Annotated in this window: 13 protein-coding genes; 7 read left to right on the top strand and 6 right to left on the bottom strand. The window is 71.2% G+C overall.

Going from position 1 to position 15231, the window contains the following annotated elements:
• Positions 1-57: 57 nt before the first annotated feature.
• The 4 genes from acnA to AN478_RS12430 all read right to left on the bottom strand — a co-directional run bounded on the left by acnA (position 58) and on the right by AN478_RS12430 (position 6401).
• Complete coding sequence (acnA, locus tag AN478_RS12445; RefSeq protein WP_054966945.1) at positions 58-2727, bottom strand: aconitate hydratase AcnA; 2670 nt, start codon at positions 2725-2727, stop codon at positions 58-60.
• A gap of 219 nt (positions 2728-2946) precedes the next feature.
• A complete protein-coding gene (gene htpG / locus AN478_RS12440) occupies positions 2947-4851 on the bottom strand; it encodes a molecular chaperone HtpG (RefSeq protein ID WP_399354568.1) in 1905 nt (634 codons plus the stop codon).
• Positions 4852-4951: 100 nt separating this feature from the next.
• Positions 4952-5779, bottom strand: coding sequence for an endonuclease/exonuclease/phosphatase family protein (locus AN478_RS12435; RefSeq protein WP_074471183.1), 828 nt, complete (start codon positions 5777-5779; stop codon positions 4952-4954).
• A gap of 151 nt (positions 5780-5930) precedes the next feature.
• Complete coding sequence (locus AN478_RS12430; RefSeq protein WP_054966944.1) at positions 5931-6401, bottom strand: thioredoxin family protein; 471 nt, start codon at positions 6399-6401, stop codon at positions 5931-5933.
• Between the two features lie 206 nt (positions 6402-6607).
• Between AN478_RS12430 and hemC the strand changes: the two genes are divergently transcribed.
• The 5 genes from hemC (at position 6608) to AN478_RS12405 (ending at position 11915) form a co-directional block, all read left to right on the top strand.
• On the top strand, positions 6608-7540 hold the full coding sequence (gene hemC, locus AN478_RS12425) for a hydroxymethylbilane synthase (RefSeq protein ID WP_054966943.1): 933 nt from the start codon (positions 6608-6610) through the stop codon (positions 7538-7540).
• A complete protein-coding gene (locus tag AN478_RS12420) occupies positions 7533-8327 on the top strand; it encodes a uroporphyrinogen-III synthase (protein WP_074471184.1) in 795 nt (264 codons plus the stop codon). The genes hemC and AN478_RS12420 overlap by 8 nt, the downstream gene beginning before the upstream one ends.
• 14 nt (positions 8328-8341) lie before the next feature.
• Positions 8342-9316: a porphobilinogen synthase gene (hemB, locus tag AN478_RS12415; RefSeq protein WP_054966941.1), complete on the top strand. Its 975-nt coding sequence runs from the start codon at positions 8342-8344 to the stop codon at positions 9314-9316.
• 101 nt (positions 9317-9417) lie between these two features.
• Entirely contained in the window at positions 9418-10662 is a 1245-nt protein-coding gene (locus AN478_RS12410; RefSeq protein WP_054966940.1) for a uroporphyrinogen-III C-methyltransferase, read from the top strand.
• Positions 10662-11915, top strand: a complete 1254-nt coding sequence (locus AN478_RS12405; protein ID WP_054966939.1) for a heme biosynthesis HemY N-terminal domain-containing protein — start codon at positions 10662-10664, stop codon at positions 11913-11915. The genes AN478_RS12410 and AN478_RS12405 overlap by 1 nt, the downstream gene beginning before the upstream one ends.
• A 100-nt stretch (positions 11916-12015) precedes the next feature.
• Here AN478_RS12405 and AN478_RS12400 read toward each other — a convergent pair whose 3' ends face one another.
• On the bottom strand, positions 12016-13029 hold the full coding sequence (locus AN478_RS12400) for a CDP-6-deoxy-delta-3,4-glucoseen reductase (protein ID WP_054966938.1): 1014 nt from the start codon (positions 13027-13029) through the stop codon (positions 12016-12018).
• 104 nt (positions 13030-13133) lie between these two features.
• Between AN478_RS12400 and AN478_RS12395 the strand changes: the two genes are divergently transcribed.
• Both AN478_RS12395 and trmB read left to right on the top strand, forming a co-directional pair.
• The gene (locus AN478_RS12395) at positions 13134-14057 is read left to right on the top strand and encodes an NAD-dependent epimerase/dehydratase family protein (RefSeq protein ID WP_074471185.1); all 924 of its coding nucleotides are present in this window, start codon (positions 13134-13136) and stop codon (positions 14055-14057) included.
• A 44-nt stretch (positions 14058-14101) separates the two neighbouring features.
• Positions 14102-14806, top strand: a complete 705-nt coding sequence (gene trmB, locus AN478_RS12390) for a tRNA (guanosine(46)-N7)-methyltransferase TrmB (protein WP_054966936.1) — start codon at positions 14102-14104, stop codon at positions 14804-14806.
• Here the strand turns inward: trmB and AN478_RS12385 are convergent.
• The gene (locus AN478_RS12385; protein ID WP_054966935.1) at positions 14803-15225 is read right to left on the bottom strand and encodes a gamma-glutamylcyclotransferase family protein; all 423 of its coding nucleotides are present in this window, start codon (positions 15223-15225) and stop codon (positions 14803-14805) included. The genes trmB and AN478_RS12385 overlap by 4 nt on opposite strands.
• Positions 15226-15231 lie beyond the last annotated feature (6 nt).

Here is a 15231-nt window from a genome sequence, read left to right as displayed (position 1 = left end):
GGCCAAAAAAAGGCCCCGGGAAGCACCCGGGGCCTTTGCGCGTCCTGGGGGGCCGCCTCAGCCGGCCATGGAGCGCAGCACGTAGGGCAGGATGCCGCCGTGCTTGAAGTAGGCCAGCTCGTTGGGCGTGTCCAGGCGCGGCTGCACCATAAAGCGCTTCTCCGTGCCGTCGGGACAGTGGACGAAGACGATGAGGTCCTCCTCCGGATCCTCGATGTCGTACATGCCCACGATGTCGAAGGTCTCCTCCCCGGTGAGCTCCAGCTCGTCGGCGTTGTCGCCGTGCTGGAACTCCAGCGGCAGAATGCCCATGCCGATCAGGTTTGAGCGGTGGATGCGCTCGAAGCTCTCGGCGATCACCGCCTGCACGCCCAGCAGGGCGGGGCCCTTGGCCGCCCAGTCGCGGGAGCTGCCGGTGCCGTACTCGCGGCCGGCCATGACGATCAGCGGGGTGCCCTCCGCCCGGTAGCGCATGGCGGTGTCGTAGATGGGCAGCAGCTCGCCACTGGGGACGTGGGTGGTCCAGCCGCCCTCGCGGCCCTGGGCCAGCTTGTTGCGCAGGCGCACGTTGGCGAAGGTGCCGCGCATCATCACCTCGTGGTTGCCGCGCCGGGCCCCGTAGGAGTTGAAGTCCTCGGGGGCCACCCCGTGCTCCATGAGGTACTGGCCGGCGGGGCTGGCGGGGTCGATGGCCCCGGCCGGGGAGATGTGGTCGGTGGTCACCGAGTCGCCCAGGTTGGCCAGGCAGCGGGCGCCGTAAATGTCGGTGGGCTCGCCCACCTCCTTCTTCAGGTCGGCGAAGAAGGGCGGGTTCTGGATGTAGGTGGAGGCGTCGCTCCATTCGAAGCGGTCGCCGGTGGGGGCATCCAGCTCTTTCCAGTGCTCGTCGCCCTCGAAGATGTGGGCGTAGGCGCGCCGGTAGGCCTCGGGGTCCAGGGACTCGCGCAGCAGGGCCTCCACCTCGGACAGCGACGGCCACAGGTCCTTGAGGTAGACCGGCTTGCCCTCGGCGTCCGTGCCAAGCGGATCGCTGTAGGGATCGAAGTCCATGGTGCCGGCCAGGGCGTAGGCCACCACCAGCGGCGGGCTGGCCAGGTAGTTGGCCTTCACCTTGCCGTGGATGCGGCCCTCGAAGTTGCGGTTGCCGGACAGCACCGACGCGGCCACTAGCTCGCCCGCGTCGATGGCCGACTCCACCGCCTCGGGCAGCGGGCCGCTGTTGCCGATGCAGGTGGTGCAGCCGTAGCCCACCAGGTTGAAGTGCAGCTCCTCCAGGTAGGACAGCAGCCCGGCGGCCTGCAGGTAGTCGGTAACCACCCGCGAGCCCGGGGCCAGGCTGGTCTTCACCCAGGGCTTGGTGGACAGGCCCCGCTCCACCGCCTTCTTGGCGACGAGCCCGGCGGCCAGCATCACCGAGGGGTTGGAGGTGTTGGTGCAGGAGGTGATGGCGGCGATCACCACCGAGCCGTGCCCCAGCTCCGCCGCGCCCGAATCCAGGTCGGCGGTGGCCGTGGCTCCCGGCTCCTTGCCGAAGGTCTCGGTGAGGGCGGTGCGGAAGCCCTTCCGGGCCTCGGACAGGGCGATGCGGTCCTGGGGCCGCTTGGGGCCGGCCAGGCTCGGTACCACCGAGGACAGGTCCACCTCCACGGTGGCGTTGAAGGTGGGCTCGGGCGCCTCGGGGGTCCAGAACAGGCCCTGGGCCTTCATGTAGGCCTCGGTGCGGGCGATCTGCTCCTCGGAGCGGCCGCTGGCGCGCATGTAGTCCAGGGTGGTCCCGTCCACCGGGAAGAAGCCCACGGTGGCGCCGTACTCGGGGGCCATGTTGGCGATGGTGGCGCGGTCCGCCAGGGGCAGCTCGCCGATGGCGGGGCCGTAGAACTCCACGAACTTGCCCACCACCCCGTGGGCGCGCAGGGTCTCGGTGATGGTCAGCACCAGGTCGGTGGCGGTGGCGCCCTCCGGCAGCTTGCCGGTGAGGCGCACCCCCACCACCTCGGGGATGAGCATGGACACCGGCTGGCCGAGCATGGCCGCCTCCGCCTCGATGCCGCCCACGCCCCAGCCGAGGACGCCCAGCCCGTTGATCATGGTGGTGTGGGAGTCGGTGCCCACCAGGGTGTCGGGGTAGGCCAGTTTCTGGCCGTTCTCCTCGTCGGCGAACACCACCCGGGCCAGGTGCTCCAGGTTTACCTGGTGGACGATGCCGGACTCGGCGGGCACCACCTGGAAGTTGTCCAGGGCGTTCTGCCCCCAGCGCAGGAAGGTGTAGCGCTCGCGGTTGCGCTCGTACTCCTTTTCCGTGTTGGCCTCCCAGGCGCCCTCCGTGCCGAACTGGTCCACCTGCACCGAGTGGTCCACCACCAGCTCGGCCGGCACGAGGGGGTTGATGCGGCCGGGATCGCCGCCCAGCTCGCCCATGGCGTCGCGCATGGCCGCCAGGTCCACCACCGCGGGCACGCCGGTAAAGTCCTGGAGCAGCACCCGGGCGGGGGAGAAGCCCACCTCGCTGCGCCCGGCGGTCTCCGGGGTCCAGTTCGCCAGCGGCTCCACCTCGTTCGCCCGCACGCGCTCGCCGTCCTCGTTGCGCAGCAGGTTCTCCAGCAGCACCCGCAGGCTCACCGGCATGCGGGAGACGTCCGCGTCCAGGCGGTTGAGGTTGAAGTAGGCATATTCGGTCCCGTTCACCGACAGGGTGTCGCGGGTACCGAAGCTGTCCAGGCTGGGCATGGGCGTGCTCCTGAGGATCCGTAAAAGTTGGAATCTATCCAGAAAAATATCGATCTTGCTCGGCGCAGGGATGGCCCGTAGGAGCAGCGGCCCCCGCCGCGACCACCCTAGTCCAGGCACTCACGGCTACGAAGGGGTGCGGCCTTCCGCCTGTGTGGCGGAAGGCCGCACATCGCGGCGGCGGCCGCCGCTCCTACAGGGGCCCCAGTCCGGCGGCCGTCAGGTAATGATCCGGCTCGGTCCGGACCCCGCCAGGTCGTTCATGACCTCCGAGAGACGCCGGGCGGTGGCGGCCGGGTCCGGCAGCGGCGCCCCCTGGGCGAGCCGCGCCTGGTCCAGCAGGAGCCAGCCCCACTCGCCGAGGCGCTTGTCAGCCGGGTCAGTGCCGTGGATCTCCTTCATGGTCTGCACCAGGGGGTGATCCGGGTTGACCTCCAGGATCGGCTGGCTTTCCGGCACCGGCTGGTTGGCGGCCTTGAGCAGGCGCTCCATGTGCTCGCCCAGGGCGTTCTCGCCGGCCACGATGCAGCTCGGGCTGTCGGTGAGGCGGTGGGAGAGGCGCACGTCCGAGACGGCCTCGCCGAGACGGTCCTTGAGGGTGCCCACCAGGCTGCCGTAGTCGGCCTCGGTGGCCTCCTCTACCTGTTTCTCCTCCTCGCTCTCCAGCTCGCCGAGGTCCAGGTCGCCGTGGGCGACGCTGGTGAGCGGGGTGCCGTCGTATTCGCTCAGGTGCATGACCACCCACTCGTCCACCGGATCGGTGAGCAGCAGCACCTCCACCCCCTTCTTCTTGAACACTTCCAGCTGCGGGCTGTTCTTGAGGGTTTCCAGGTCGTCGCCGGTGAGGTAGTAGATGGCCTTCTGCTCGTCGCGCATGGCGGCCTTGTAGTCGGCCAGGCTCACCCACTCGTCGGGACGCTTGGAGGTATGGAAGCGCAGCAGGCCGGCCAGCTCGTCCTGGTTGGCGGAGTCCTCGGGGATGCCTTCCTTGAGCACCGCGCCGAAGTTGTCCCAGAACTTGCGATAGCGGTCCGGCTCGTTTTCCGCCATGTCGGCGAGGCGCTTGAGCACGCGCTTGACCACGCCCTTGCGGATGCGGGCCACCTGCTGGTCCGACTGCAGCATCTCGCGGGAGACGTTCAGGGGCAGGTCCGGGGCGTCCACCACGCCGCGCAGGAAGCGCAGATAGGTGGGCAGCAGATCGCGGGCCTGGTCGGTGATGAACACCCGGCGCACGTAGAGGCGCACCCCGTGGCGGGCCTCCGGCTGCCACAGGTCCAGCGGAGGCTGCGACGGAAGGTAGAGCAGGGCGGTGTACTCGGTGGTGCCCTCGGCGTGGAAGTGCAGCCAGGTGAGCGGGTCGGTGTCGCCGTGGGCCACATGGGCGTAGAAGTTGCGGTACTCCTCCTCGGAGATCTCATTGCGGGGCCGCGCCCACAGGGCCGAGGCCTCGTTGAGGGTCTCCTCGCCCTCGCCCCCCTCCAGCACCACCGGATAGGGGATGTGGTCGGAGTAGGTCTTCACCACCCGGCGCAGCTCGGCCTCCTCCAGGAACTCCCGGGCGTCGTCCTTGAGGTGGAGGGTGATGGCGGTGCCCAGCTCGGCGCGCTCGATGGTCTCCACGGTGTAGCTGCCGGTGCCGTCGGACTCCCAGCGCACGCCCAGGGACGTGTCCACCCCGGCGCGGCGGGTGGTGACCTCCACGCGGTCGGCCACCATGAAGGCCGAGTAGAAGCCCACGCCGAACTGGCCGATGAGCTCCACGTCCTGATCCTCGTCGCCGGTGAGCCGATCGACGAAGGCCCGCGAGCCGGAATGGGCGATGGTGCCGAGGTTCTCCACCACCTCGTCCCGGTCCATGCCGATGCCGTTGTCGATGATCGTCAGGGTGCCGGCCTCACTGTCCGGAACCAGACGGATCCGTCCTTCCTTCTGCCCCTCGAACAGCTCCTCGTTCTTGAGGCCCTCGAAACGGAGCTTGTCGATGGCGTCCGAGGCGTTGGAGATCAGCTCCCGCAGGAAGATCTCCCGGTGGGAATACAAGGCGTGGACCATCAGATGCAGCAGCTGCTGCACCTCGGTCTCGAAGGTGCGGGTTTCCTGCTGAGGATGTTCCGCCGTCACGGTGCTACCTCGCTTTTCCCGGGGGTTGAACGGATACGCCATCCCTATATAGGGGCAAGCCCCCCATTTTAAAAGAGAGCGGCGCTCCGTGCATGGGTCGCTAGGCGGATTGGGGCGGGGCGGCGGAAAGGGGCTCTTCGGATTCGTCCGGGGTGTCGGGCGCGGCCTCGGGGTCCGCCGTCACCTTCCAGCGGGCCACGGCCTGGACGGGGAGGTGGTCGGAGAGGAGCTCGGGGAGGGGGCCGTACTCCTCGAGAACGATCTCCGGGGAGGCCAGGATGTGGTCCACCGCCACGCGCGGGCGCCAGCTGGGCAGGGTGGCGTGGGCCGGGCGGGTGGACATGTGCAGACCCGCCTCCTCGCAGAGCAGTTGCAGCTCCCGGGAGCGGGGCTTGGCGTTGAAGTCGCCCATGACCACGGAGGGGCCTACCGCGTTCACCAGCTCCGCCACGTAGGCCACCTGCCGCATGCGGGTGCGCTGGCGCAGGGCGAGGTGGGTGATGAACACCGACAGGGGCCGTCCGTCCAGGTTGAAGCGCGCCTCGAGCACCCCGCGGCCGTCCATGGCCCCGGGCAGGCGGTGCTCATGGACGGCCTGCACGGGCAGCCGGCTGAGCAGCGAGTTGGTGTGCTGGGCGAAGCGCCCGAAGTCGCGGGTGATCATGCTCTGGCAGGAGGCGAATGCGGCGCTCGCCGCCAGGTAGCGGGCCTGATCCACGAAGGCGGTGCGGAAGCTGCCGCCGTCCGCCTCCTGGAGGCCGACGATGTCGAAGGGGGCGAGCACCTCGGCGATGCGGTCCAGGTTGTGGAGGCTCTGGCCGTGGGGCATGACGTACTTCCAGCCGTGGCTGACGTAGTGCCGGTATCGGCGGGAGCCGATGGCCACCTGGATGTTGTAAGTAAGAAGGCGCAGGGCCGTCTGGCTCATAGGAGACGTCGTCGGCGGCAGCGGGGTTGGAGGGACCCGGAGCCCGCGGGGCGGGCCGGGGCTCGACAGGTTCAAGCGTACGGGCGGGGGGAGAAGGCGTCAAATGGCCTCCGGGCCGCTTCGCGAGCGGCCCGCGCAACCCCTCTGGAGGTTATCGTTCCTCGGCCAGGGCCCGCTCGGCCTCGTCGATGGCCTCGTCAAGGTAATGGCCGTAGTATTCGGTGCCGCCCTTGAGGCCCACAAGGGGGTCGGTGAGCTGGCGTCCCTCAGGGCCGTAGAAGGCCACGGTGGGGGTGAGGGGCGCGTCCTCCCGCTCGGCGAAGCCCCGATGGCTGGTCTCCTCCCCGTGGAAGTCCTTGAGCCGGCTGTGGTCGCGGGTGTTCACCTCGCGCAGGGCGATCCGGCTGGTATAGGAATCGTTCTTCATGATGGGCCCGAGGTAGTTCTCGCGCACCGCCTCGCAGTAGGGGCATTCGTCCTGGTAGAAGAAGACCAGCACGGGCCGATCCTGACTGCCCGCCTCCTGGGCGGTGGCGGCGAGGTCCCGGGCGGCGGGGATCTCCCCCGCGTAGGCCGGACCGCCGAGGAGGAGAAGGCCGAGAAGGGGGATCAGGCGCGTCATTCCGATTTCCTTGTCCGAATGAAGATTCGGTAACCCTATATCAGGGCACTGCCCCGGGGCAATCCCGCCCCTTACGACCGCTTCGGAGCCCCCGGGTTTCCCGGAGCCGGTTTGATTTTACCCCCCGATTTGCCCAAGATATTGGATTGCCCGGAAACCCCCTCCCGGCGCCCTCCGGGGCCGGGTAGGCAGCCCTAGGAGAGCAAGTGAGCGGGGAGCGGATTCGCATCGGTACGCGCGGCAGCAAGCTGGCCCTGTGGCAGGCCAACCACGTCAAGGGCCTGCTGGAGGCCGCCCACCCCGGCCTGGAGGCGGAGCTGGTGACCATCACCACCACCGGCGACCGGGTCCAGGACCGCTCCCTGCTGGAAATGGGGGGCAAGGGCGCCTTCGTGAAGGAGATCGAGGAGGGGCTGCTCGCCGGCACCATCGACATCGCCGTGCACTCCATGAAGGACGTGCCCGTGGAGCTGCCCGAAGGCCTGCACCTGCCGGTGGTCTGCAAGCGCGAGGATCCCCGCGACGCCTTCCTCTCCCTGCAGTACAGCCATCCCAGCGAGATGCCGGCGGGGGCCCGCATCGGCAGCTCCAGCCTGCGCCGCAAATGCCAGCTCATGGCCCGTTTCCCGGAGCTGGAGGTGGCCGAGATCCGCGGCAACGTGGACACCCGTCTGCGCAAGCTGGAGGACGGGCAGTACGACGCCATCGTCCTGGCCGCCGCCGGCCTGCGCCGCCTGGGCTGGGCGGACCGGATCACCACCCTGCTCGATCCCGCCGACAGCCTACCCGCCATGGGCCAGGGCACCATCGGTATCGAGTGCCGCGAGGCCGATGACGCCACCCTGGAGCGGCTGCGCGCCATCGAGGACGGCGAGACGGCCGTGCGCACCCGCGCCGAGTGGGCCCTGAACCGCCGCATGCAGGGCGGCTGCGAGGTGCCCATGGGCGGCTTCGCCGAGCTGGACGGTGAGCGCCTGCGGGTGCGCGGGCTGGTGGGCGAGCCCGACGGCTCGCGCCTCATCGAGGACGCCGTGGAGGGGCCGGCCGCGGAGGCCGAGCGGCTGGGCCGCGACCTGGCCGACCGCCTTCTGGGCGAGGGCGCCGACGCCATCCTGGAGCGGGCCCGGGGCCGTGCCTGAAACACCCTGGTCCGGGTGCCGGATCCTGGTGACCCGGCCGGCGCACCAGGCGCACGCCCTGGTGGCGGCCATCGAGGAGCGGGGCGGCGAGGCCCTGGCTTTCCCCACCATCGCGGTGGTGCCGCCCCCCGATCGCGGCCCCTGGGGGCGCCTCGCCCCGGACCTGGAGGCCTTCCGGTGGCTGTTCTTCGCCAGCGCCAACGCCGTGGAGGGCTTCGCCCGGCTCCTGCGCGAGGACGGCCTGCCCTGGCCGCAGGGCCCCGGGTACGCGGCCATCGGCCGCAAGACCGCCGCGGTGCTCGAGGAGCACGTGGGCGCGCCGGTGCTCACCCCCGGGGATTTCCGCTCCGAATCCTTCCTGAAGCTGGCGGAGATGGCCCCCGAACGGGTCGCCGGGGCCCGGGTCCTGGTGGTGCGCGGCGAGGAGGGCCGCGAACTGCTGCCGACCACCCTGGAGGAGCGTGGCGCGCGGGTGGAGCGGCTGCCCGTCTACGCCCGCCGCCAGCCGGACGTAGACCCCGCTCCGCTGGCGGCCGAGCTGCAGCACGGCCGGCTGGCGGCGGCCGTCTTCACCAGTCCCGAGACCTTCACCAACCTTCTGGAGATGCTCGACCAGGGGGCCCGGGAGCACCTGCGGGCGGTCCCGCTGGTGGTCATCAGCCCGGTCACGGCCCGGGCGGTCACCGAGCACGGCTTCCCGGAGCCGCTCGTCGCCCCCGAGGCCAGCGACGAGGGGCTCCTGCGGGCCCTGGAAGAGCACGTCTGCAACCCCCGCCCGGATCCGTAAGGAGGCCGAGACCCATGCGCTATCGTCCCCGGCGCCTCAGGCGCAACCAGGCCATCCGTTCCATGGTGCGGGAGAACCACCTGCGCCCCGAGGACCTCATCCAGCCGCTGTTCGTCAAGGAAGGCGGCAGCGTCCCCCAGGCGGTGCCCTCCATGCCCGGCGTCTTCCAGCTGCCCCTGGACCAGCTGGTGGAGGAGGGGCGCAAGGCGCGCGACGCGGGCCTGGGCGGCGTGATCCTGTTCGGCATCCCCGAGGGCAAGGACCCCGAGGGCAGCGAGGCCTGGCACGCCGAGGGGATCATCCAGCAGGCCGTACGCCGCCTCAAGGAGGCTGTGCCGGACCTCTACGTGATCGTGGACGCCTGCTTCTGCGAGTACACCGACCACGGCCACTGCGGCGTCCTGCGCCAGGACGGGGTGGTGGACAACGACTTGACCCTCGACAACCTCCGCAAGGCGGTGGTCAGCTATGCTGAAGCGGGAGCGGACATGGTGGCTCCGTCCGGGATGATGGACGGCATGGTGGACGCCATCCGCTCCGCCCTGGACGAGAGCGGCTACTACGAGCTGCCGGTGATGGCCTACACGGCCAAGTACTCCAGCACCTACTACGGGCCCTTCCGGGACGCCGCCGAGAGCGCTCCCTCCCACGGCGACCGGCGGGGCTACCAGATGGACCCCGCCAACGGCCGCGAGGCCGTGCGGGAGCTGGAGCTGGACGAGGCCGAGGGCGCCGACATCGTCATGGTCAAGCCCGGGCTGGCCTTCATGGACGTGGTCCTGCGCCTGCGCCAGTCCACGGACCTGCCGGTGGCCGTATACAATGTCTCGGGGGAGTACAGCATGATCAAGGCGGCCGCCGAGCGGGGCTGGATCGACGAGCGGGGCGTGGTGCTGGAGACCCTGACCGGGTTCAAGCGTGCGGGGGCCGACCTCATCCTCACCTACCACGCCTTGGACGCCGCGGCGTGGCTCCGCGGCGAGGCCTGAGCCGGCGCGCCCCGCGGCCCCGATCGGGCGCCTCGCTTTCAGCCCGCCCGTGACCGTGGCGGGCCGGCGCCCCCAGCGACGGGACGAACCGAGAGGATTCCATGGCAGACACCAACGAGCAGCGGGGACCCGACGACACCTCCCGGACGGAGCCCACCAGCGAGGCCCCGGAGGGCGGCGAGGGTCCGCACGCCGGGGAGGCGGAGGCCGGCGGGGATACAGGGTCGGCGGAGCAGGCCGGCGGCTCTGGCGGCGAAGGCAGGGACGCGTCTACGCAGCGTGCGGGCGGTGGCCGGGGCGGTCTGGTGCTGGCGGTCCTCGCCCTGCTCCTCGCGCTGGGCGTGGGCGGCGGCGGGGCCTACCTCTACCTCGAGCTTGACCAGCGGCTCGAGGGCCTGGAGACCACCGTGGCCAACCGCGAGCAGCAGCAGGAGGAGCTGCGCCAGGAACTCTCCGAGGAGCTGGATCAGGCCACCCGCGACCTGCGGAGCACGGTGGAGCAGCACGGCCAGCAGCAGGGGCGCATCGCCGAGCGGCAGGAAGAGCTGCGCAACCGCGCCGAGCAGCTCGGCCAGGAGGTGGAGGCCGTGCAACGGGCCAACCAGGAGCTCCGGGCCCGGCTGGAGGGGGGCCCCACCTACTGGCGCCTGGAGCGTGTGGAGACCCTGCTCGTGAACGCCGACCGCATCGCGCGGCTGGAGGGGGATCTGGACGCCGCCCGCGCGGCCCTCGACAGCGCCGACCGCACCCTTCGGGACATGAACGCCCCGGAATGGATGGAAGTGCGGCGGGCCATCCAGTCCGCCATGACCCGGCTGGAGGAGGTGCCCGAGCCCGACCTTCCGGGCATCTCCTTCAAGCTGGCCAGCCTCGCCGACAGCGCCATGAACCTCCCGGTGAAGGGTGTGGAGCCGCCGGCCATGGAGCCCGGGGAGGAGGGCGGCCAGGCGCAGGAGGAGGCCCCGCAGGGCTGGTGGGGACGGTTCCGGGCGGGCCTGGAGGACTTCTGGGAGGACGTCAAGGGCCTGGTGCGGCTCCGGCGCTCCGGGAAGGAGATGGAGCCCCTGCTGCCCCCCGATGAGGCCACCTTCCTGCGCCACAACCTGGTGTTGAACCTGCAGTCCGCCCGTCTGGCCGCCCTTCGCGGGGAGGTCGAGCTCTACCGGCGGACCCTCGAGGAATCCCGGGAGTGGGTCGGGCGCTTCTTCGACCCCGACAGCGACGGCGTGCAGGCCATGCTCGCCTCCCTGGAGTCCCTGGGCGACCGGCTGGTAACCCGGGAGGCCCCCTCCCTGGAAGAGCCGCTGGCCACCTTCCGCCGGATCCGCGCGGAGCGGGAGGAATAATGCGCTCCCTGATCAAGATCCTGATCGTCTTGGGCGTGGCCGCGGCGGTGGTCACCCTGGTGGGGGAGGGGCCGGGCTACGTGCTTGTCCAGGTCGGGGAGTATACCCTGGAGACCACCGCCGCCCTGGCGGGGGTGGCGCTCGCCCTGTTCCTCTTCTTCGGCTGGGAGATCTGGGGGCTCCTGAGCACCGCCTTGCACGCCCCCTCCCGCTTCCGCGAGGCGCGGCTGCAGCGCCGTCGGCGGCGCAGCCTGGCCCTCCTGGAGGAGGGTACCCTGGCCCTGGAGCGCGGCGAGTCCGAGCGGGCCCGCAAGCTGCTGGCCCGCGGCGGCCGCTACGCGGACCGGCCGGCGGCCTTCTTCATCGGCGCCGCCCGGGCCGCCCACCAGGCCGGCGAGGAGGCCGCCGCCGAGGAGTACCTGGGCAAGGCCCAGAACGAGGTGCTCGCCGACGACCCGGCGGCGACCCTGCTGCGGGCCGAGATGGAGATGGAGGCGGGCCGGGCCGAGCACGCCCTGGCCCTGCTATCGGACCTGGAGAAGAAGGACCCCGACAACCGCCAGCTCCTGCGCCGCCTGCTCACCCTCTACCGCCAGGTGGAGGACTGGGACGCCCTGATGCGTCTGCTGCCCCGTGCCCGCAAGGCGGGTGTGCTGTCCGAGTCGGAGGCGGCGGAGCAGATGCGCGAGGCGCGCGCCCAGCGCATGGAACAGGCCCGCCTCGCCGGGGACGGCGGGACCGTGGAGCGGCTCTGGAAGGAGGCCTCGCGGGACGAGCGGGCCGACTCCCGGCTGATGGCCCCGTGGATCCGCTACCTGTTGAGCGAGAACCGTGGGCAGGAAGCCGAGCGGGCCCTGGAACAGGGCCTGAAGCGCCACTGGCGCGGCGAGCTGGTGGACCTCTACCTGGCGCTGCCGCAGGCCCCGGGGTCGGCCCAGGAGCTGCTGCAGCGCCTGGAGCGTTGGCTCCCCGACCATTCGCGCGACCCCCACCTGCTCACGGTGCTCGCCCAGCTGGCCATCGCCGCCCGCCTGTGGGGCAAGGCGGACCGCTACCTGGAGGACGTGGCCGCCCAGGAGAACCTGCCGGCGGAGATCCTGCTGCGCCTGGCGCACCTCTTCCAGGAACGCCAGAAGCCCGACCAGGCCCTGGCCTGCTGCCGGCGCAGCCTGACCGCCCTGGAGGGCCGGGTGCCGGTGCTGGCGCCGCCGGAGGCCGACGGGCAGAAGGAGGGCGGAAGCGCGCAGCCCTAGCCCCGCTATTGTGGGAGCGGCTATCAGCCGCGATCCCCCGGTTCGGAGCCAGTGTCGGGGCCCCTGGCCGCTCCCACAAGGCCCCTTGCCTTTCGGGGCCCTATTCCACCGAGTAGGTGAAGGCGTCGGAGAACAGGCGGTCCTTGTCCAGGCCCAGCTGCTGCAGGGCCTCGCTGGCCGCCTCCACCATGGGCGGCGGTCCGGCCAGGTAGCCCTCGTGGCCCGACAGGTCGTCGTAGTAGCGCGGGATGACCTCGTGGATGTAGCCGGTCTCCCCGCTCCAGTCGGCGTCCTCCTCCCCGGGGTCCGAAAGGGCCGGCGTCCAGCGGAAGTTGGGGTGCTCGGCCTGCCACTGGTCCAGGGTCTCGGTGAGGTAGAGGTCGCGTCGGGCGCGGACGCCGAAGAACAGGTGGAAATCGCGCTCCAGGCCCTCCTCGAAGGCGGTCTCCAGCATGGCCTTGATGGGGCCCAGCCCCGTCCCCCCGGCCACCAGAATGGCGGGCCGGTCGCTGTCGCGCAGGTAGAAGTTGCCCAGGGGGCCCTCGAAGTTCCAGATCTCCTTGGGCTTGAGGCCGGTAAAGACGTGCTCGGTGAACTCGCCGCTTGGCACGTAGCGGATGTGCAGGGTCAGGAAGTCATCGTGCAGGGGCGAGTTGGCGATGGAGAAGGCCCGCCGCCGGCCGTCCTTGAGGATCACCTCGATGTACTGGCCCGCCAGGAACTGAAGACGCTCCGCCGAGGGCAGCTTGAGGCGGACCTCCATGATGTCGTGGGTGAGCTTGCGGGCGTCATGGACCCGGCAGGGGAGGCGGCGCACCTCCGTCTTCTTGGCGTCGTCGATCTCGTAGGCCTCGATCACCAGGTCCGACTGCGGCTGGGCCTGGCAGAACAGGGCTGCACCCTGGGCCCGTTCCTCCTCGCTCATGGCGGTGGGCTGGTACTGCCCGTAGTCCACCTGCCCGGCGACCAGCTTCCCCTTGCAGTCCCCGCAGGCGCCGTTGCGGCAGCCGTAGGGGAGGTTGATGCCGTGATGCATGGCCGCGTCCAGGATGGTCTGTCCCGGGGCGACCTCGAACTGCTTGCCACTGGGTTCCAGCTTGACCGTATACGCCATGGGAGCCGTTTGCCTTTTTGGATGCGGGGCCGCCCCTTCCCCGCGGGGAAGGGCGGCCGGGTCAACCGGTTTCCAACAACGAGTCGAGAAGTAGAGTGGCGGAAATGGTATCGCATGCACAGGGACCCCGGAAGCGCCGGCCGGAGGTGGCCATCGCCGGCTGCGGCTACGTGGGCGCCCGCCTGGCCGGGCGGCTGGCCGCGGCGGGCCATCCCGTGCGCGCCGGCCGGCGCGAGCCCGGGCGCGACTGGCCGGCCGGGGTGGCGCCCTTCCATCTCGACCTGGACAACGGCGCCGGCCTGGAGCGCCTGGCGGGGGCCCGGGCCGTGGTTTGCGCCTTTCCGCCGGGCCGAGGGGAGGCCCGGGACCTCCGCATGGCCCGCCTTCTGGCGGGGCTCGCGGCGGCCCCGCCGGAGCGCCTCGTCTACCTGAGCACCACCGGGGTCTACGGGGACCGGGGCGGGGCGGCCACCCCCGAGACCGCCCCCCGCCGCCCCGGCACCGACCGCGCCCGCCGCCGTTACGACGCCGAGGAGCGGGTCCGGGCCTTCGGTCGCCGCCACGGGACCAGCGTCCAGGTGCTCCGGGTCGCCGGCATCTACGGCCCGGGCCGGCTGCCCCTGGAGCGGGTGCGGGCCGGCGAGGCCCTGCGCGTGGCCTGGCCCGAGCCCCGCTACACCAGCACCATCCACGTGGACGACCTGGTGGTCCTGATCGAGGCGGCTCTCAGGCACGGACGCCCCAATAGGGCCTACAACGCCTGCGACGGCGTGGAGCGTGCCCAGGGCGCCCTGCTGGAGGCCGTGGCTGCCGTGCTCGGCGTCGAGCTGCCCGCGCCGCTGACCCCGGAGGCGGCCTACCGCGAGCTGTCCGCCATGCGTCTGTCCTTCCTGGAGGAATCCCGCCGTTGCCGCAACGAACGCGCCCGGCGCGAGCTGGGCTGGGCGCCGGCCCATCCCGATCTGGAGGCGGCGGTGCGGGGCATCCTGCGGGAAGGAGATCCGGGCCCCTCGCGCCCCCGCGTCTGATAGGGTGGGGCGCCCTGTTCCGGCAACCTCGATTCCCAGGATCCATGAGCCAAGACCCTTCCCGACAGACCCGTCCCGTCCGCAGCTACGTGCTGCGCAAGGGCCGCCTGACCAGGGGCCAGCAGCGCGCCCTGGACGAGCTGCTGCCCCGGTACGGTATCCCCGATACTCCACCGGAACTGGATTGGACCGCCGTCTTCGGCCGCGAGGCCCCCGTGGCCCTGGAAATCGGCATCGGCGGCGGGGAGGCGCTTCTGGGGTTGGCCCGGGCCCATCCCGAATGGAACTGGGTGGGCCTGGACGTCTATCCGCCGGGGGTGGGCAAGCTGCTCCTGGGCCTGGAGGAGTCCGGGCTGGACAACGTCCGGGCGGCCTTGGCCGACGGCGTGGATTTCCTCGCCGAACGGGTGCCCGCGCATAGCCTCTCCGCCTGCTACATCTTCTTCCCCGACCCCTGGACCAAGGAGCGCCACAAGAAGCGGCGCCTGATCCAGGCTCCCTTCCTCGACCTGCTGGCGGCGCGCCTGGCCCCGGAGGCGGACCTCTTCCTGGCCACCGACTGGGCGGACTACGCCGAGTGGATGGTGGCGGCGCTGGAGGCGCATCCCCGCTTCACCAACGTCCACGGTCCCGGCGCCTTCGCCCCCCGCTGCCCCGACCGCCCCCCTACCAAGTTCGAGGCGCGCGGCGAGCTGCGCGGCCACGAGGTCTACGACCTGCACTACCGACGGATGGGCGGAGGCGCCTAGGTGCCGGCATCCGGGCGGCCGCCTGGGCTCGCCGGCGCTTGCCATTCCCCGCCGGAAAGCTCCGTGCCGCCGAGCCTCCGGACCCGTTCCTCGTCCATGAAGTAGGCCTGCGCTTCGCCCAGGGAATCTCCCTCGGGGGTGAAGGCGGGGACCTCCAGGCGCTGGTAGGTATTCGCCGTTCGGGGGCGGTCGGGGGCGTAGCCCTCGATGGCGTCTATCGTCGGCAGGCTCTCCGGGGGAAGGTGGAGGAGGACACCGTGGACCCAGCCCGGCCCCGCAACCGCGGCCGGGAAGCCCTGAGGCAGGTCGAAGAGCCGTCCCCGGATCTTGCCGGGCTGCCAATGCTCCACCCGGCCGCGCAGGGCGCGCTCCCAGTTGGTGTGGCCCGGTTTCAGGGTGCCGTACACAAAGATCCGCATCCGCGC

The sequence above is a fragment of the Thiohalorhabdus denitrificans genome (assembly GCF_001399755.1).
Classification (GTDB): domain Bacteria; phylum Pseudomonadota; class Gammaproteobacteria; order Thiohalorhabdales; family Thiohalorhabdaceae; genus Thiohalorhabdus; species Thiohalorhabdus denitrificans.
This window is presented reverse-complemented; position numbering and strand designations above follow the sequence as displayed.